Raw genomic sequence first — 18,509 nt, 5'->3', positions numbered from 1 at the left:
CGTTGGGTCATTTTCACACCTTTGTTGTTGGACTAATTATCCTTCACAAAAGTGTGCGGTGCCATTAAATCAGATCATTAGCAGCTGCAATTCGGCTATCAGGACACTCATACAAGTAACCATCAACTGGGTGAAAGCATTTAAGCCCTGTATTGGCAGAATACTGCATGCTACCAGAGGTATCGAGTACAAAAATAACACGCGATTTTTCATCAAGATCTTTATCATAATTAACATAAAGCTCAGTATCATCTGCATTTGCTGCGGTTAAAAATCCAAGCGTGCAAACATATATAAATACATATTTAAAGTTAACGACCTTCATTACAATTCCCTCTCTAGCCACCCGTGTTTAAACTTGCCATTTCTTGAGCAACGCCCGTTTTAACAGTTAATGTATGAATACTTTTTTTACCATAGGTAATTGTGGTATTAACTTCGACCATGTTGCATGACACACCGGAGGTGAAGTTGTACTTGCGAGGACATGGCAAATCCAATTCGCCATTATTTAAATTAATCATTTTATTTGTGGAGTCACCGATCGCGCCCAAATCGAAGCCACCCTCAGGTATTTGCTCAGGCTTTTTAAAAAAAGCACTATTTCTTCCAGCAGCGGCTTGATTTGCAATCACCTTAAGCACTGTGCCCATAACTTCATTTTCAGCAACTTCACGCTCTTGTACCGCGGCTGTTATTTTTGCATCAATACTACTGCTATTCATTAAAGTTACTGCAATCCCTGTTACTGCAACAACCATAATTAGAGCAAGGATCAATACTATGCCCTGTTGCTTTTTAGGAGGGTTTAAATGCGCCACAAATTTGCTCCTACATTGTTTAATCTAATGGTGGTTGTAAAAATTGCGCGTCGATATTTATCATTGAATGTAAGTGTTCTACCACTAGCCCCTTCTCCTAACTCATAGGTTTGATTTTTAATTTGTAAGTCGCCATCTGGCATCAGAGATCTAGCAAGTAAAAATACTTGTACTGTCAAAATTCCACGCCTATTCTCCCAATCAGTAGCCGTCATTTGATTAATACTTTTATAGGTATCAACTCGACTATCATTAGTGGTATCTAAGCCAAAAACAAACCGCATATTTTCAACTCCCTCCATAACAGTTTCTGTATACATACCGCGTACTGGGGTCAGTCGTTTTCGTTTCAGAACAGGAATAACAACACGTTTTTTATTGATATAAATAGTTTCTTTAGAAACATAATAAACATTATGGCGGTAGCGCCACACCGTTGCGTTGACATTTATTGTTGCTGCATTCACAGGCCCACGAGTAAACAATGCAAATTCTTGCTCTGCAACAAAATAATAAGAATTATTGCTTGTGTACTTAGGCTCATTTTGAAATCCTTCTAAAAACTTTAATTGTAATACATCCGTATTTGCTGCAGCGTCACGAATACAGCCCAGCGCGGAGGAGCCTGCAGCCTGCACTGCATAAATTGAACGAAAATTAGTACTAGAAGCTAGGTCAGGGAAACTACCGTTATTTAAACCAGCAGAGCAGTCAGGACTTGGATTTGCAACTTGACTAAGTTGCGTATTAGCAGCAGAAAAGGAATCCTCGTAAAAAGTGCCCCAAAAACCAACTTGCTCAATATCCCGCTGTAGTATATTGAGGGCTAATCTGCCAGTTTCTTGCAGCTCGCCAATCATCATCGTGTCTTTAGTTGTGGCTTTCATACTTACATAAGTAAACATTACACCACCTAAAACAATACCACCTATGAATAAGGCAACCATCATTTCAATTAATGTAAAACCTTTATACTTATTCATCTTACGACCTTAAATAAATATAGCTGTCAAGAACGACAAGGCGACGACGGTCATTTACTGAACCACATCCGGTTTTTAAGTTTTCTGCGCTTGCTTTAAACTCTTGTCGACCACGCCAACTAACAATCACTTCAATATTATACTCACTTGGAAGGCCCCCTGAGACTGCAGTGGCTTTAATGCACACCCTTGCTTCATCCAGAGCTCCGGTGTTTTCACGTGCCTGAATTGCTCGCACCCATTGCTGTTTATCAAGTGCAGCGATTTGCTGTGGAGAGCATGTAGCCTGATAACAGCTAGAGACTTTACCTAATGCTGTTTGGCTATGAAACTGCCCACTATATAGCGCTGAAAAAGTAGCCGTATCATTTGCTCTCATGCGGTGGATAATATCATTCCCTAACGCAATTGCAGCCGAGCGCTGCATAGCATCAAAACTTGCTTGCTTTGCTTTCGCTTGAAGCGCGATAGCACCTAATAAACCAAGGCTCAATATAATAAATGCAATGAGCACCTCGATTAAGGTAAAGCCCTGTTGATGAGAGTTAATTTTCATAATGAACGTGGCTAATAAATTGACATACCTTAAGCATAAGAAGCCTAAAAAGAATAGCAATAGGTGTATGTATAAACGGTCAATATGTTAGATGAACGGTCAGTGAAACTCTCGCTCCTAGTTACCCAATGCAGCTTTTACCGCTTTTAATTCCCGACGACTAACAGTTAAAGGCTCTTCTAGTTGGTTCATAATTAAAGTATGCCCACCAGGCTGTCGGCTGTTTAAACTATAAATATGTTGCTTATTTACAAGGGTATTACGATGTATTCGCAATAATTGTATAGGGAAAGTACGCTCGAGTTGTTTAAGGCTTTGTTCAATGATTGCTTCGCCCCCTTCGAATACGACACGAGTATATTTTTGTTCCGCAATGCAACAAATCACATTCTCAATATTTACTCTGCGCAATACACCACCGAGCTGATAACTTATGTAGCTTTTAGCAGAGTCACTTAATTGAGTTCGATTAAGCTTGCTAAGTTGCGATAATGTTTGATTAAGCGAAGACTCAGAAACTGGTTTTACTAAATAACCATCAGCACAGAGTTGGAATGCTTCTAGTGCGTGCTCAGGGTGAGCTGTAAGAAATACGATGGCAGGTGGTATAGTTAATTGCTTTAATGTCGCAGCAACCTCCAGTCCATTAAGCTTGGGCATATTAATATCGAGTAGCACGACATCAGGCTGTAACTGTTTACAATATTCAATTGCCTGTTCGCCATTACAGGCATCACCAATCACTGTATAATTACTATGCTCTGACAATAATCGTGAAATACGTGCTCGAGCTAGCGGTTCATCATCAACAATTAATACTTTTATCATGCTGTTTTCTGCCTTGGTAATACAAGTTTTACCCTAAATATTCCATCGCGATGAGTGGTTGTTATTGATGCCTTTCGTTGATAAAACAGTGATAAGCGTTCACGAATATTATCAAGTGCCATACCATTACCCGACCTTTCATTCATGATGTTCTTCACTACTGGGTTAGTAATAATGAATGTGTAAGTTTTATCAGACTGGTGCATTTCGACATTTATTTCACCGTGCTCTGCTGTCTCGATCCCATAAAATACTGCATTCTCAATAAGAGGTTGGAGAGTCAAACATGGGATATCGATATCAGGTAGTTTATCAAGTAACTGCCAGTTTACTGTTAGCCGTTCTCCGTAACGCCAACGCTCTAGTGCTATATATTGTTGACATAGTGTTATTTCATCGGTAAGTAAAATAGCTTTACCACTTTTCATAGCAGCCTGAGAGAGTGCAGCTAATGCAAGAATAGCTTGTTCTGCCGCCACCACATCATAGTGGGTTAGCTCAGCAGCAGTATTCAAACTATTAAATAGGAAATGAGGACGAATGCGGGCTTGAAGCGCATCTAATTTGGCTTTAGCCAGAGCTTTTGTTTGCTGCTCCTTTTGATTATGCATCAGCAAAAATTGAACAAAAAGCACTGTAACCAAAAAAATTATCAGTAGGTTACTCACAATAAAGTGCGTCTTAGATGCCATTTCAAAGATATCTGCGAATACGTTAAGTACTGCAAAGCTATACAAGTATGTAAAAATCAGTAAAACAATTACTAAGATAGATAACTGTAATGCCTGAGATAATTTAGTAAGTACAGACCGTGAGAGATAAAGACAAGAAAGACTAGATAAGAAAATAAGGTGCAAAAAGAAACTAAAAATGGCCAGACGTAACCATACATCACCAAAACTTAACGGTGAAAACGCCAATAAAACAGCAATAACTTGACTGACGATAAGTATGGCGAGTACACCACGGGATTGGAAAAGAGCCGCAATCAGCAAGCCGTGTGAATTTGGCTGTTTGCTCATGGGCTCCTCTTTTAACTGTTGACTACTATTTGCTTAGATTAGCGTAGCTCAACAGGAACGGCAAATACTATGTTCTCTTCTTCACCAGGATTTTCAACAACTTGATTACCACCCAATTCTTTTAAACGAGCAATAACCTGTTGAACTAAAACTTCTGGCGCAGATGCCCCAGCAGTCACACCTACGGCATTTACATTGTTAAACCAATCCGCCTCAACATTACTTGCATCATCAATTAAATAAGCAGTGGTGCCCATTTTGTCAGCAAGCTCACGTAAGCGATTTGAGTTAGAACTATTTTTAGCCCCTACTACAAGCAGTACATCCACTTTATCAGCTAAGTCACGAACCGCATCTTGACGGTTTTGCGTAGCATAACAAATGTCGTCTTTACGCGGGCCATCAATGGCTGGAAACTTAGTACGTAGTGCATCAATCACATCTGCCGTATCATCAACAGATAACGTGGTCTGGCTACAGTAAAAAAGGTTTTCAGGATTTTTAACAGATAAAACGGCAACATCTTCAGGGGTTTCTACTAAGTAAATACCGCCCGCTTCGTTGTCGTACTGACCCATAGTACCTTCAACCTCAGGATGGCCATGGTGACCAATCAATACACACTCAATACCTTTACGGCTGGCTCGTGTTACTTCCATATGTACTTTTGTTACCAGTGGGCAGGTTGCATCGAACACTTTAAGGTCGCGACGTTTTGCTTCACTTCGAACGGCTTGCGATACACCATGCGCACTGAAGATAACAATACTATCGTCAGGAACCTGATCTAGCTCTTCAACAAAAACTGCACCGCGATTTTTTAAGCCATCAACAACATATCGATTGTGAACCACTTCATGACGCACATAGATTGGCTTTTCAAAGATATCGAGTGCGCGCTCCACAATACTAATTGCACGGTCGACACCAGCGCAAAAACCACGTGGATTCGCTAATAAAATATCCATTAACCTGTTACCTCTAAAATATCGACTTCAAAGGTTAAGCGCTGCCCTGCAAGTGGGTGATTAAAGTCAATTGTGACCGACTCACCTTGAACTTCACGAACAAGACCGGGTAACTCAGTGCCATCAGGCTGAGTAAAGGCAATAATGTTACCTACTTCAGCAGGGGTATCCGCACCAAACTTACTGCGATCCACATAATAAATGTTATCTGGATTTGGCTGACCAAATGCATCTTCAGGCTCTAATGCAAATGACTTGCTGTCACCGGCGGCTAAACCTAGTAAACATTTTTCAAAGTTTTCTGTCAGGCTACCATCACCCATTCGCAATTTTGCTGGTTTATTATGTACCTTAGTTGAGTCGGCTGCAGAGCCATCTTCTAACTTAATTGAGAAATGAAAGATCACTTCAGAGTTTTCACCAATTACAGCTTGGCTCATGCTTGTTGCTCCTTCGGACTTTCGCCTGTGAAGGCATCAAATAAAAGTAATGCGGCACCGATACAAATCGCGCAATCGGCAATATTGAAAACAGGAAAGTGCCAGTTTTCGTAATATACATGCAAAAAATCAATAACATAGCCATAAGCGATGCGGTCGTATAAGTTGCCAATTGCACCGGCTAATACTAACGCATATGCAGAACATAATATCTTGTTCGTCGCGGGTAAGCGTTTAAGCCACCATACTAAAAGAACACTGATCGTTACCGCTATTATGCTAAAAAACCAACGCTGCCAACCACCTGAATCACTTAAAAAGCTAAATGCCGCACCATAGTTATGTACGTAGGTAAAATTAAAGAAAGGCAGAATATCTATCGACTCTTTGTAGGCCATGGTGTTAACAACAAGTGTTTTTGTCGCATGGTCTACTACTAAAAGTAGTAGACTCAGCCATAGCCAAACTAAGCCACTTTTTCCGGCTAGTTTGCTCACAAACAACTCCTACGCGAACTGACGCTGTTCACCATCGCCGTCAACATTGCTAACACAACGACCACAAATTTCAGGGTGCGCTGGCTCTGCACCTACATCATCACAGTAATGCCAACAACGCTCACATTTTTCAGCGGTTGTTGCAGCAACTTTAATGAATAAACCATCAATTTCTGTAGCTTGAGTACCTTCAGGTTGTGCTGTCACAGTTTCAACAGTTACGCCCGAAGTTAATAGCACAAAGCGCAGCTCATCACCTAACGCAGCTAATTTCGAACTTAGCTCTTCACCTGCGTAAATACTTACGTTTGCTTGTAATGTTGCACCAATGATTTCTTCTTTACGAGCCGCTTCTAGTACTCGGTTTACTTCATCACGAACATTAAGGATTGTTAACCAATCATCGTTGCTGAACTTACCTTGTGAAGAGGCTTGTAAACCATCATACCAAACTGAAGTGAACACAAAATTATCACGTTCGCCTGGTAATGCTTCCCAAATTTCTTGTGCAGTAAAGCTTAAAATCGGTGCCATCCAACGCGTCATTGCTTCAGCAATGTGGTAAAGCGCAGTTTGACATGAACGACGGGCATGGCTATCGCTTTTCGCTGTGTATTGACGATCTTTGATTACATCTAAGTAGAACGAACCAAGTTCACCAGTACAGAAGTTCATTAGCTTTTGCGTTACAAGTAACATTTGATACTTATCGTAAGCCGCTAAGATTTCATCTTGAAGCTCAGCTGCACGGCCCACAATCCAACGATCAAGCTCAACCATGTCTTCAATCGCAACTTTATCAGTTTTTGGATCAAAACCATTAAGGTTCGCAAGTAAGTAACGGCTTGTGTTACGAATACGACGGTAACGGTCAGCAGAACGTTTAAAGATTTCATCAGATACAGTCATTTCTGCTGTAAAGTCAGTTGATGCAACCCATAAACGTAAGATGTCAGCACCTAGTTTGTTCATCACGTTTTGTGGCGAAATTACATTGCCTAATGATTTAGACATCTTGCGGCCATTTTCATCAACCGTGAAACCATGGGTTAGCACTTGCTTATATGGCGCATGACCATTGATAGCAACCGATGTCATCATTGACGACATAAACCAACCACGGTGTTGATCAGAACCTTCTAAGTAAAGATCAGCAGGACCGGTTAAACCTTCACGTGCATCAACCACACATGCGTGAGTCACACCTGAGTCAAACCATACATCTAACGTATCTTGTACTTTCATGTATTGCTCAGCGTCATCGCCAAGTAAGGTTGCAGGGTCTAAGTCATACCAAGCTTGAATACCTGATTTCTCAACCAGTTTTGCGGCTTCTTCGATTAGCTCTTGCGTATTTGGGTGAAGCGCACCTGTGTCTTTATCAACAAATAATGCAATTGGCACACCCCATGTACGTTGACGTGAAATACACCAATCAGGACGGCCTTCAACCATGTTTGCAATGCGGCTCTCGCCCCACTCAGGCAACCACTCAGTCTTTTTGATTTCGTTTAATGAATCTTGACGAAGGTTAGCTTGGTCCATACTTACGAACCACTGTGGCGTAGCACGGAAGATAATAGGTGTTTTATGACGCCAGCAATGTGGGTAGCTATGTGTAAGCGCATGATGGTGTAATAACGCATTGTTTTCAGTTAATACGTCAATCACGCTCGCATTTGCTTTAAATACGTGCTGACCAGCAAACATTGGTGTGTCAGGTAAGTAAACACCGTTTGCACCAACAGGGTTAGCAACTTCTAAACCATAAGCAAGACCTGCCGCGAAATCCTCTTGACCGTGACCAGGCGCAGTATGAACAACACCAGTACCAGAATCAGTCGTTACGTGATCAGCAACAATTACAGGCACTGTGAAGTCATAGAACGGGTGAGCAACCTGTAAATTCTCAAGTGCCGCACCTTTTACATAACCTAGTACATGGTAATGCTTAAAGCCATAACGGTCCATTGCATCTTTTACTAGCTCTGAACCTAAAATTAAACGCTGCTGTGCGCCTTCGTCATCAACTTGAACTAGGGCATATTCAAGCTTTTCGTGAACTGCTACTGCACGGTTAGCTGGTAATGTCCAAGGTGTAGTTGTCCAGATAACAGTACTAACTGCACCGCTACCTTCATGGCCTTCGGCAAGTTCAAACGCATTGATTACAGCCTCTTGATCAGCAAATTCAAAACGCACATCGATTGCTGGTGACTGTTTATCTTGGTATTCAACCTCTGCTTCAGCAAGTGCTGAACCACAATCTGTACACCAGTGAACAGGCTTAGCACCTTTATGTAAGTGACCATTTTTAATGATGCGACCAAGTACGCGAATAGCATTCGCTTCAAAGTCAAAGTTCATTGTTAGGTAAGGCTTGTCCCAATCACCAAACACACCAAGACGTTTGAAGTCTGTTTTTTGACCTTCAACTTGTTTCTTAGCGTATTCGCGACACTTTTCACGGAACTCAGCAGCAGACACTTTCACACCTGGTTTGCCTACCTTCTTCTCAACCATTAACTCAATTGGTAAACCGTGACAGTCCCAACCAGGCACATAAGGTGCATCAAAGTCAGACAAGGTTTTTGACTTAACAATAATATCTTTAAGAATTTTGTTTACCGAGTGGCCTAAATGGATATCACCGTTTGCATACGGAGGGCCGTCATGCAAAATGAAGGTTTTTTTACCTTTTTTAGCGCTGCGAATTTGACCATAAAGATCGTCTTCATACCATGTCTTAAGCATCTTTGGTTCACGTTGAGCCAAATTGCCGCGCATTGGAAACGCTGTTTCCGGTAAATTCAAAGTATGTTTGTAGTCGCTCATTAATCCTACTTTCCGTATCGGCTACCTAATTTAAACCAAAACACTGCTTAGCGGCGGTCACATCATCTGCAATCTGCGCCGTCAGTTGTGTTAATGTCTCGAATTTTTTCTCATCGCGAAGCTTTTTAATTAGCTCCACGTGCATAAATTGTCCATAAATGTCTTGCGCAAAGTCGAACAGATGAACCTCTAACAAAGCGCGTGTTCCATTAAATGTGGGTTTGTTGCCAATATTTGCAACCCCAAATAATTCTTTTTCACCAACTTTTGCTCGTACCGCGAACACCCCATTTACAGGGCATACTTGGCGTTTTAATGCTATATTGGCCGTTCTGAACCCTAATTCACGACCTTTTGCCCAGCCATGAATAACACGTCCAGAAATTGCATAACCATGACCTAACATGGTTTTTGCGTCTTCTAATTGCCCTGCAGCAAGTGCCTGGCGAATAAGAGTACTGCTCACTCTATCATTAAGCCTGCGAAAACTCGCAGTACTTTTCACATCCATGTTTAACTCAGCACCCATTGCTTTAAGCAACGCAAAATCACCACGGCGCCGCTTTCCAAAGCAAAAGTCATCGCCTACAGTCAGAGCTTTTACACCTAACTTATCAACCAATACTTGGCTTACAAACTGCTCTGCTTCCATATTGGCAAATTGTTGATTGAAGCTAATGCAAATCACTCGCTCCACTCCCAATTTAGCAAGTAAGCTAAGCTTATCACGTAGTCGAGTTAAACGCGCTGGAGCATTATCTTTAGCAAAAAATTCTTGTGGCTGAGGCTCAAATAACATCACGGTACTTGGCAATTGATGCTTTTCTGCGTCTTGCAGCAAGCCTTTAATCACTTCTGCATGACCTAAGTGCACACCATCAAAATTACCAATGGTCAACACACAGCCATAATGCTGCGCGCGAATATTGTGAATACCTCTAATTAACTCCATGCCACCTTTTTGCCTTTATCAGCGAGCCCAAAACATTGATATCGGGCTTGAAGCGCCGATTATAATCTTTTTTTTAGTTTGATTCAGTAGTTGCAACACTTTTTATCGTATTTAGTCGCACGCCTAAAATGAATAAGGCTGCAAAATATACAAAAACCGCCAACACTAATAACCCGCCCAACAACAACACTTGCTCAGTAAAGTGCCAAGCTTGCCACATAAATTGCTGGCCTACGTACCACACAGACGCAGCCATTAATAAACTTGAAAACAAACACTTAAAGGTAAAACCAAGGCTCATCGCAGAAAACTGATAGACCCCTTCTTTACGTAATTGATGATACAACAAATAAGCATTACAACTAGCCGACATTGATGTGGCCAAAGCCAGACCTAAATAACCAATAAATGGTGCCAACATAATGTTAAACACCATATTTAAAACCAGAGTTTTAATACCAATTTTAACGGGGGTTTTTGTATCTTGACGCGAATAAAAGCCTGGCGCTAACACTTTGATTAGCATAAAACTAACTAGTCCCACTGAATAAGCCATCACACCGTAGCTCACCGCTTGGACATGATCAATTTCACCGTCCTGAAACGCACCGTGGTCAAATAAAACCGTAATAATAAGCGGGCTAATTACCATTAAACCAAACATGGCAGGCAAGCCTAAGAAAATTACAAACCTTACCCCCCAATCAAGGGTCAGCTGAAAATCTTTTGTACTTTTTGTGCTATGTAATTTTGACAATGCAGGCAATATGACCGTTGCGATACCAATACCAAATAAGCCTAGAGGAAACTCAATCAATCGGTCTGAGTAATAAAGCCAAGCGATAGAGCCTGTCATTAACATAGAGGCAATCATGGTATCGAGCAACAAGTTTATTTGGCTTATCGAAACGCCAAACAAGGCAGGTAGCATGAGCTTTCTAACTTTTTTGACGTTTTCATCTTGCCACCCCCATTTAGGGCGGCTCAGCATGCGGGCACGATACAAAAACGGCAACTGGAACAGTAACTGAACTAGACCACCCACAAATACGCCGATGGCAAGCGCATACGCCCCCACCGAAAACTTATCATGTAGAAAAATAGCGCAAGTAATAATTGATACGTTTAAAAGTACGGGTGTAAAAGCGGCAACGGCAAAGCGATTATATACGTTCATAACCGCACCGCTGAGGGCTACCAGACTAACAAAAAATAAATACGGGAAAGTCAGTTTTAACAGCGCACTAGCAAGAACGAACTTTTCGGCATTTTCGCCGCCTTGCCACCAATCAATAAACCAGCCAGTACCAAATAATGCGGCAATGACAGGCGAGGCAACCACACCAAATAGAGTAACCGCTAATAAAATGGTACCCAAAGTACCGGCAGCTTGAGCAACAAACAACCTGACCTTATCATCGCCTTGCTGTTCTTTTATCTCAGATAGAACAGGTACAAATGCTTGTGCAAAAGCGCCTTCTGCAAATAAGCGACGTAAAAAATTAGGAATTCGATTGGCAAACAAAAACACATCCGCTGCGGCACTTGCACCCAGTAAATTAGCCACTACAGCATCTCGCACCAATCCTAAAATACGCGAAATCATTGTCATAGCACTGACTATCATTCCGGAACGAAATAATCCTTTTGCCACCTTAAACCCGTTATCAAAAATCTTATAAGATGGGCGATTATGCCTAAAATATCTTTAAAGCACTAGGCTCGAACCCGACCCTTTGTTACAATAGCGATATTAACTGCTAAAGCGGCAAATTGATGTTCGTTATAAGGAGCAGTTTTTCTTGAGATGTCAAAATTTCGTTGACATTCATGATAAAAACAGGCATATTCCACGGCCTTTAAATTAAGCTTATTTTAAGATTGTTAGGAGCAAACCTTGGCTAACATCAAGTCTGCAAAAAAACGCGCTATTACGAGCGAAAAAAATCGTCAACATAACGCAAGCCGTCGTTCAATGATGCGCACTTACTTCAAAAAAGTAGTTGCTGCAATTGAAGCGGGCGACAAAGAAGCTGCACAAGCGGCATTCGCTGTTGCAACACCTATCCTAGACCGTTACGCAACTAAAGGTCTAATCCACAAGAACAAAGCAGCTCGTCATAAGAGCCGTTTAGCAGCTAAAATCAAAGCGCTATAATTTGTTTTTGATGAATATAAAAAAACCGGCTTTTGCCGGTTTTTTTTTATCTTAATGTTTTTCAGATAACTGCTATGCAATCTCTAAATCGGGGTAAAACTTTTTCAGCATTGCCGCGATCTTCTTTGGGGTAAAAGGCTTTACAACGAAACCTTTGGCGCCCTTTTCAATCGCTTCTTTAACATTTTCCACTGTTGAATGTGCAGACACCATAACAACATTTGCTTCAGGTGAAATATCATTTATCTGTGAGATGATTTCCTTACCGTCACCGTCAGGTAGTTCAATATCTAAAAAGATAATATTAAACTCCTTCTCTTTGCACGCGCTCAAACACTGCGCTGCTGTGGATGCCTCTCGAACATTATCGATACCTAGGTGCATAAGCGTTTGGTTTAAAAAGCTACGCACGGTGCCAACATCGTCCACGATAAGAATTGAAAGCTGCGTGTCCATACTATTCCTCTAATCTTTAAAGATAACACTTATTGCTAATACAATATTAACTTAAATAAATAATTTACGCTTTGAATTTGACTATTATATCAAAAACTTCGTTATAATCTCATTATAGAGAGCTATATATAAAAGGCCAGATAAGCTTTATGTCTAATAAAATAAAAAAACAATCTTTGCTTGGTAAAACACCTGAACGAAAAAAACCAACACAAGCAAAGCGACAAAGACCAGTAAACCAACAACAAGCACGTGCACAAGCCGCGCAACAAAGCATTCCTGAAATCGAGCTTAAAAAAAGTAAAGCACGTTGGTATACACTCGCAGCGGTTGTATTAATTCTACTAATTACACCAAAACCTATTTTAATCACCTATGAAAAGCTTGGTATGGTATCTCAGAGTGTGTTCTGGCCAGGCATTTTTGGCTATGGAGCAAACTTATTTGATTCAACCCTCAGTCCCCGTGCAGACCTAAGTCGTAACGTTATTTATCTTTGCCAAGATAAGCGTAAACCAGACACTTGCCAGAAGTACCGTGTGACAGATAAAAGTGGTTTCTTCGCAGCAATGAAAAAACTAACAATAGATTAAAAAAACTAATCTGAAAATTAAAAATTACTTGGTTGAAAGCTGTGTAAAAGATCACCATAATGGCGCTCCTTTTTCAACACAGATATGAATTGATACGACCATGGTAAACGAGCTAGATTGGCTTTTAAACTTAACGCTACTTGCCCTAGGATTAGGTGCATTTTTTATTAACCAGCTGACATTACTACGTTTTGCAGCGATCAGCGCGTGTAGTTTATTGTTTCTATCATTTAGCTTAGATCTAATGTCGTCAAGCGTTATCTCGAATATGAGCTTAGTGTTGATCAATACATTTTATTTATTCAAGGTCTATACATTTGGCCAACTGAATATCAATCAAGGTTAATCTTCTCCTAAGATAAATTGATAGAATAGGCTATCCCATCTATCATCTTTTCTGCCCAAGCAGCATTCTGTTTGGGCTTTTTTTTGCTTACAAGATGACTGAACTGAGATACCATATTAGTCGTATATAAATAATTTGGAGGTGCACTGTGTCATTTAACGACTTCGACTTATTTCTTTCGTCAATGGAAGACGTAAAACCTCTTAAGCATGACACTGTTCAATTTGATTCCACGAAACAAGGCCCTTCACTAGCGCAACAAGAAAAACGTAAAGCAGCTGAGTGTGATTTAGCAATTGATGAAAACTATTTACGCAGTGAGTTTGTTGAGCTGTTAGATCCCCATGCCATATTGGCATTTAAAAAAGATGGTGTACAAGGCCAAGTATATAAAAATCTGCGTTTAGCTAAATATCAACTTGATGCCACGCTTGATTTGCATGGTCAGCCTCTTCAACGAGCTCGCAGCACACTTTTAAATTTTATTGATGACTGCCACAAACGAAATATTCGTGTCGTGCTTATACGCCACGGCATTGGTATCAAAAATAAATCACAACCAGGTATTTTAAAAAGCTATACCAATAAGTGGCTGCAAGAAATTCCAGCAGTTTTAGCGTTTCATAGTGCCCTTAAGCATCATGGTGGTAGCGGTGCAACGTATGTGATGATTAAAAAGTCAGACGAGAAGAAACACGAGAACAGAGAAATCCATTCAAAAAGAAGTTAATAGAAAAAGCGATTGAAGTGCAGCATTAAAACATGCTGCACATACTTACTGAGATTGGTTGGTTATGATTGGCTAACTTCAGTGGCCTGAGCTGGCTGCTCCGATGCATTAGCTTGATTAAACCATGCTGAAACACCAAGAACGATAACTGACACTACGACTAGACTAAATTTAGCTCCACCTTGATTAGATTTCATAACGCCTCTTTTTTATTGTTGTTTTTTTATTGAGCAACAACAGAATAACAAAGTTACAGATGTTAACAAGGTGTTTATTAAACTAATTTGTAATTTGTCAATAACCTTTTGTTCTATCAATCTGATTCATTAGGTTTTTACCTTTGATTAGTCTCTTTACATTATCTGAAATTTGCAAAGTAACTGACTCTATATCTGACAATGCAGCACAGTGTGGGGTTAAGGTCACTTTGTCATGAGACCAATAAGGGTGTGTTTTAGGCAAAGGCTCTTCGCTAAACACATCTAGCGTAGCGCCACGTAATTGCTCATTATCAAGTGCCTCGAGTAAATCTTCATCAACGACATGTTTGCCTCTGGCAACATTAATTAGTACCGTATGACTTTGCAGTTTGCTAATGAGTGATTTATTTATAATGCCTTGAGTGTGCTGATTAAGTGGTAGTAAGCAAACGAGATAATCAATTTGACCAAGCATGTCATCTAATCCATGCTGTGTGTAATACGTGTCCACCTCAGAATCATGTTTTTCACTATTAGACCAAGCGCTCACTTTAAAGCCATTTGCAAGTAAGCGCTTAGCACAAGCTTTGCCTAGTTCACCATAACCTAAAATACCCACATGTTGCTGTGAATACGCTCGCTTTGGCTTCCAACTGCCGGCTGATTGTTTTAAATAATACTCTTTAAGCCTAAGCTTGTGTGCCAATACATGAGTCAACACATACTCTGCCATATCATTAGCCAGGTTATCATCAACAATTCTAACAACGGGAACATGTGCAGCTATCTTCGTTAAATCAATGCTATCAACACCCGCACCAAAAGAAGAAACGGCTTTTAAATTTACTAACTTAGGCCATAAATCAGCGGGCGCATTCCAAGCAAGCACAAATTCAACCGCTTCGTAATCAGTACACTCTGACCAAGGCTGTACCTTGACCTCTGGTAATAAAGCTTGCAGCTTAGCAATTAATTGGCTGCAATCTCGGCCTGTTATAGCCACAAGTAAAATCATTGTCTTCTCCATTTTGCCTCGTACTCAAAGCGCTCATTAAAAAGTCACACAACTGCAACCTAACTGTCACAGCAAACTCTTAACCTAATTTCATCGCTAAATGCGCTTAAGATTGAGGTGTGTATGATCAGTGTTGATAAAGTAATAGAAGCAAATTTACCACAGTTAGAAAATTCACCAAAAGTAAAAGGCTTAGTAAAAAAAGGCCTGGGTTATTTATTACATGAGCAAGAGTTTGTTGCCTTTGGTGATGCATACCCACACTTACAAGGACTTGAGTTTGTAGAGCAGGTGCTCGAAGAGCTAGACTTTGACACACGCTACAAGCCAAAGCAAATGGAGCATATACCTAGTGAAGGCAATATTATTATTGTGGCAAACCATCCTATTGGTTCACTCGATGCATTAGCGCTAATAAAAGTCTTATCAACTGTGCGCCCTGACTTAAAGGTTGTTGCAAACCGCATGCTAATGTCTATCACCCCAATGCACTCGTTGCTACTACCCGTTGATAACCTCTCTGGTACGAGTAAAAAGAAAGAACTTGCTAATATCCAACAGCACTTAAAATCAGACGGTGCGTTATTAATTTTCCCTGCAGGTGAGGTATCGCGATTAAGTCCAACGGGAATTAAAGACTGTAAATGGAACAGTGGTTTTTTACGTATGGCAAAAAAAGCTAACGCGCCTATTTTACCTATTTACATCAAAGCGAAAAACAGCCCGCTATTTTACGGCACCTCAATGATTTATAAACCATTAGCCAGTTTGTTATTGGTCAAAGAGATGTTTAAACAACGACAAAAATCATTAGAGTTTGAAATTGGTGCATCTATCCCACCTGAGTCATATTTAATCGAGAATTTAAAAGATAAAGAAATAGCTCAGCTGATAAGAAAGCAACTGTATCGACTTATTACTAAAAAACCTCTGCCGTTAAAAACACAAACCCCCATAGCCAGCCCAGAAGCGACTAAAGACCTTAAAAAAGCCATTGAGGAGTGTGAATTATTAGGTGAAACCTCTGATGGAATGAAAATTTACTTATATCAATACTGTGGCAGCTCGCCGATTTTTCGTGAGCTAGGCCGACTGCGTGAAATTGCGTTTCGCGCAGTCGGTGAAGGCAGTGGTAAACGCCGAGATATAGATAAATACGACATGGATTATCAACACCTTGTACTATGGGATGCCAAACAACTTGAACTAGTTGGCGCATATCGACTTGCCTGCGCACAAGACATCATAGAAAAACATGGCCGCAAAGGTTTATATACCGATAGCCTATTTAGCTACAGCGATGATATGGCACCGTATTTAGAAAAAGGTATAGAGCTTGGTCGAAGCTTCGTGCAACCCAAATACTGGGGCAGAAAGAGCCTAGATTATTTGTGGTTTGGCATCGGCGCATTCGTTAACCGTTACCCGCAATACCGCTATTTGTTTGGCGCGGTTAGTGTGTCAAATGCACTACCCGAGCAAGCTAAATCGCTACTAGTTCATTATTACCAACATTATTATGGTGCTAAACAAGTGTTAGCAATCCCCAATAATGAATATCGTCATACAGAATCACAAAAAGCACAATGTGCTCAGTTATTTTCTGGTAATGATATTAAAGAAGACTTTGTTGAACTTAAACATGTGCTTGCCAATATCGGCGCACAGGTCCCAACCCTATTCAAACAATACACTGAACTTTGCGAGCCAGGCGGCGTACAGTTTTTAAGTTTTAGCATCGACCCTGAGTTTAATAATTGCATTGATGGATTAGTACTTGTCGACTTAGATAAAGTAAAAGCCAGTAAAGCCAAAAGGTATTTGGGACAGACACGCTAATAGTCATTAAAGAATAAGTCGGCATGTTCGCCGACTTATTCTTTTTTAACTAAATATATTTCTAAGCGCTGCTAAATATATTTGCTCAATAGTTTTTAAGTCTACTATGGGTACGTGTTCATTAACTTGATGAATGGTATGGTTTCGCACGCCACATTCAATCACTTGCGTGTGCTCATTGGCAAAAAACCGACCATCGGATGTGCCACCACTTGTACTAAGCATTGGAAAGCTGCCAGTTACTTCGTGCACAGCTTGTTCAAGCTGCTGCAACAAGCAATTACTTGCTTGATGCAGGGTATAAAATGATTCACACGGACGCTCCCAAACAAGCGTTAGCTGCGATGCTAAATCAGCCAATGCAAATTGAATTTCTTCTTTAACATCTTTGCTTTTATAGCCATGACTATAACGCACGTTAAAGGTGAGCTCACACTGAGCAGGAACAAGGTTATCGACCACATTGGCAATATTAATTCCGGTTACTTGCAGTGTTGTTGCCGAGCTAGCTTCATCTTTGTGCCAGCTAATTGCCATTAAGCGCTTTACAACCTCGGCACTTAAATGTGCTGCGTTTATGGTGTTTTCTGGATAGGCAACATGCCCTGCTTTACCTTGAATAGATAATCGTGCAGACAGCGCACCCCGCCTGCCATTTTTTATGGTATCACCCACATGCTGATGGCTTGTTGGCTCGCCTACTAAGCAACCATCAAGCATAACACCTTGTTTGGCAAGACGTTCAGCAATCAGTAAAGAGCCGTATTCAGCCTCGCCCTCTTCATCTGAGGTAATTAACCAGTAAAATGTGCCGCGTTTATTGTTATTTTGCGCTAAAAACCGTTTGGTTGCGCAAAGCATAGCGGCAACGCCGCCTTTCATATCTGCTGCGCCACGGCCATAGACACTGTCATCCACTATTTCGCCACTAAATGGATCAACTCGCCAATCACCTTGCGCTGCAGGTACCACATCAATATGACCTGAAAAAGCAACGACAGGGCCTTCTCCAAAAGTGATTTTAGCAATTAAATTAGTAACATGATTAAAACTAAATACCTCACAATCAAAGCCTAGCTGGCTTAAGTTACTTTCGAGCCAGTCAATTGCCCCAGCTTGCTCGGGCGTTACCGATTTAAATCGGATCAAGGTTTGTAATGTTTCTACCACCTCAGATTGCACTGATAGGTGTGTTGCTAACTCTGCATTTGATATCAAACTCATAATAACCCTAGTTATGTAGAAAGCTTGGGTTATTACAACGAGAGTT

21 protein-coding genes are annotated in these 18,509 nt (G+C 40.7%); 5 read left to right on the top strand and 16 right to left on the bottom strand.

Going from position 1 to position 18,509, the window contains the following annotated elements; genetic code table 11:
* Positions 1 to 64: 64 nt before the first annotated feature.
* The 12 genes from ACSFVZ_RS10395 to murJ form a co-directional block, all read right to left on the bottom strand.
* Positions 65 to 325, bottom strand: coding sequence for a hypothetical protein (locus ACSFVZ_RS10395; protein WP_435558800.1), 261 nt, complete (start codon positions 323 to 325; stop codon positions 65 to 67).
* Between the two features lie 13 nt (positions 326 to 338).
* Entirely contained in the window at positions 339 to 821 is a 483-nt protein-coding gene (locus ACSFVZ_RS10390; protein WP_235382274.1) for a PilX N-terminal domain-containing pilus assembly protein, read from the bottom strand.
* Positions 809 to 1,804 carry a PilW family protein gene (locus ACSFVZ_RS10385; protein ID WP_435558799.1) on the bottom strand — a complete coding sequence of 332 codons (996 nt, stop codon included), beginning with the start codon at positions 1,802 to 1,804 and terminating at the stop codon, positions 809 to 811. The genes ACSFVZ_RS10390 and ACSFVZ_RS10385 overlap by 13 nt, the downstream gene beginning before the upstream one ends.
* 1 nt (position 1,805) lies before the next feature.
* Positions 1,806 to 2,360: a type IV pilus modification protein PilV gene (gene pilV, locus ACSFVZ_RS10380; protein WP_435558798.1), complete on the bottom strand. Its 555-nt coding sequence runs from the start codon at positions 2,358 to 2,360 to the stop codon at positions 1,806 to 1,808.
* A gap of 117 nt (positions 2,361 to 2,477) precedes the next feature.
* The gene (locus ACSFVZ_RS10375; RefSeq protein ID WP_435558797.1) at positions 2,478 to 3,188 is read right to left on the bottom strand and encodes a LytR/AlgR family response regulator transcription factor; all 711 of its coding nucleotides are present in this window, start codon (positions 3,186 to 3,188) and stop codon (positions 2,478 to 2,480) included.
* Complete coding sequence (locus ACSFVZ_RS10370) at positions 3,185 to 4,210, bottom strand: sensor histidine kinase (RefSeq protein ID WP_435558796.1); 1,026 nt, start codon at positions 4,208 to 4,210, stop codon at positions 3,185 to 3,187. Before ACSFVZ_RS10370 ends, ACSFVZ_RS10375 begins: the two co-directional genes overlap by 4 nt.
* Positions 4,211 to 4,248: 38 nt before the next feature.
* Positions 4,249 to 5,178: a 4-hydroxy-3-methylbut-2-enyl diphosphate reductase gene (gene ispH, locus ACSFVZ_RS10365; protein ID WP_435558795.1), complete on the bottom strand. Its 930-nt coding sequence runs from the start codon at positions 5,176 to 5,178 to the stop codon at positions 4,249 to 4,251.
* Positions 5,178 to 5,618, bottom strand: a complete 441-nt coding sequence (gene fkpB / locus ACSFVZ_RS10360; RefSeq protein WP_135925593.1) for an FKBP-type peptidyl-prolyl cis-trans isomerase — start codon at positions 5,616 to 5,618, stop codon at positions 5,178 to 5,180. The genes ispH and fkpB overlap by 1 nt, the downstream gene beginning before the upstream one ends.
* On the bottom strand, positions 5,615 to 6,115 hold the full coding sequence (lspA, locus tag ACSFVZ_RS10355; RefSeq protein WP_295511092.1) for a signal peptidase II: 501 nt from the start codon (positions 6,113 to 6,115) through the stop codon (positions 5,615 to 5,617). The genes fkpB and lspA overlap by 4 nt, the downstream gene beginning before the upstream one ends.
* A 9-nt stretch (positions 6,116 to 6,124) precedes the next feature.
* Positions 6,125 to 8,950: an isoleucine--tRNA ligase gene (gene ileS, locus ACSFVZ_RS10350; protein ID WP_435558794.1), complete on the bottom strand. Its 2,826-nt coding sequence runs from the start codon at positions 8,948 to 8,950 to the stop codon at positions 6,125 to 6,127.
* Between the two features lie 25 nt (positions 8,951 to 8,975).
* The gene (gene ribF / locus ACSFVZ_RS10345; RefSeq protein ID WP_135925600.1) at positions 8,976 to 9,902 is read right to left on the bottom strand and encodes a bifunctional riboflavin kinase/FAD synthetase; all 927 of its coding nucleotides are present in this window, start codon (positions 9,900 to 9,902) and stop codon (positions 8,976 to 8,978) included.
* A gap of 73 nt (positions 9,903 to 9,975) precedes the next feature.
* Positions 9,976 to 11,556 (bottom strand): murein biosynthesis integral membrane protein MurJ, encoded by a 1,581-nt coding sequence (gene murJ / locus ACSFVZ_RS10340; RefSeq protein ID WP_328247144.1) that lies wholly within the window; start codon positions 11,554 to 11,556, stop codon positions 9,976 to 9,978.
* Positions 11,557 to 11,799: 243 nt separating this feature from the next.
* On the opposite strand from murJ, the gene rpsT reads away from it, so the two are divergent.
* A complete protein-coding gene (gene rpsT, locus ACSFVZ_RS10335) occupies positions 11,800 to 12,060 on the top strand; it encodes a 30S ribosomal protein S20 (protein WP_036967030.1) in 261 nt (86 codons plus the stop codon).
* 72 nt (positions 12,061 to 12,132) lie between these two features.
* Here the strand turns inward: rpsT and ACSFVZ_RS10330 are convergent, their stop codons facing one another.
* Positions 12,133 to 12,516: a response regulator gene (locus ACSFVZ_RS10330; RefSeq protein WP_135925605.1), complete on the bottom strand. Its 384-nt coding sequence runs from the start codon at positions 12,514 to 12,516 to the stop codon at positions 12,133 to 12,135.
* A 149-nt stretch (positions 12,517 to 12,665) separates the two neighbouring features.
* Here ACSFVZ_RS10330 and ACSFVZ_RS10325 point away from each other — a divergent pair, with 149 nt between their 5' ends.
* From ACSFVZ_RS10325 to smrA, 3 genes are all read left to right on the top strand, one after another.
* Positions 12,666 to 13,109: a hypothetical protein gene (locus tag ACSFVZ_RS10325; RefSeq protein WP_135925608.1), complete on the top strand. Its 444-nt coding sequence runs from the start codon at positions 12,666 to 12,668 to the stop codon at positions 13,107 to 13,109.
* 100 nt (positions 13,110 to 13,209) lie between these two features.
* Positions 13,210 to 13,455, top strand: coding sequence for a hypothetical protein (locus ACSFVZ_RS10320; protein ID WP_135925610.1), 246 nt, complete (start codon positions 13,210 to 13,212; stop codon positions 13,453 to 13,455).
* 148 nt (positions 13,456 to 13,603) lie between these two features.
* Complete coding sequence (gene smrA / locus ACSFVZ_RS10315; RefSeq protein ID WP_199526988.1) at positions 13,604 to 14,185, top strand: DNA endonuclease SmrA; 582 nt, start codon at positions 13,604 to 13,606, stop codon at positions 14,183 to 14,185.
* Positions 14,186 to 14,247: 62 nt separating this feature from the next.
* Here smrA and ACSFVZ_RS10310 read toward each other — a convergent pair whose 3' ends face one another.
* Both ACSFVZ_RS10310 and ACSFVZ_RS10305 read right to left on the bottom strand, forming a co-directional pair.
* Positions 14,248 to 14,382 (bottom strand): hypothetical protein, encoded by a 135-nt coding sequence (locus tag ACSFVZ_RS10310; RefSeq protein WP_268842578.1) that lies wholly within the window; start codon positions 14,380 to 14,382, stop codon positions 14,248 to 14,250.
* A gap of 97 nt (positions 14,383 to 14,479) precedes the next feature.
* Positions 14,480 to 15,400: a 2-hydroxyacid dehydrogenase gene (locus ACSFVZ_RS10305; protein WP_435558792.1), complete on the bottom strand. Its 921-nt coding sequence runs from the start codon at positions 15,398 to 15,400 to the stop codon at positions 14,480 to 14,482.
* A gap of 123 nt (positions 15,401 to 15,523) precedes the next feature.
* On the opposite strand from ACSFVZ_RS10305, the gene olsF reads away from it, so the two are divergent.
* Entirely contained in the window at positions 15,524 to 17,239 is a 1,716-nt protein-coding gene (olsF, locus tag ACSFVZ_RS10300) for a bifunctional ornithine lipid synthase OlsF (RefSeq protein WP_135925617.1), read from the top strand.
* 45 nt (positions 17,240 to 17,284) lie between these two features.
* Here olsF and dapE read toward each other — a convergent pair whose 3' ends face one another.
* Positions 17,285 to 18,463: a succinyl-diaminopimelate desuccinylase gene (dapE, locus tag ACSFVZ_RS10295; protein ID WP_435558791.1), complete on the bottom strand. Its 1,179-nt coding sequence runs from the start codon at positions 18,461 to 18,463 to the stop codon at positions 17,285 to 17,287.
* Between the last annotated feature and the right edge of the window lie 46 nt (positions 18,464 to 18,509).

Origin of the sequence: Pseudoalteromonas nanhaiensis (assembly GCF_051235485.1) — a bacterium.
Classification (GTDB): Bacteria; Pseudomonadota; Gammaproteobacteria; order Enterobacterales; family Alteromonadaceae; genus Pseudoalteromonas; species Pseudoalteromonas lipolytica_C.
The sequence above is the reverse complement of the archived record's forward strand: the minus strand, read 5'-3'. Positions and strand labels throughout refer to the sequence as shown.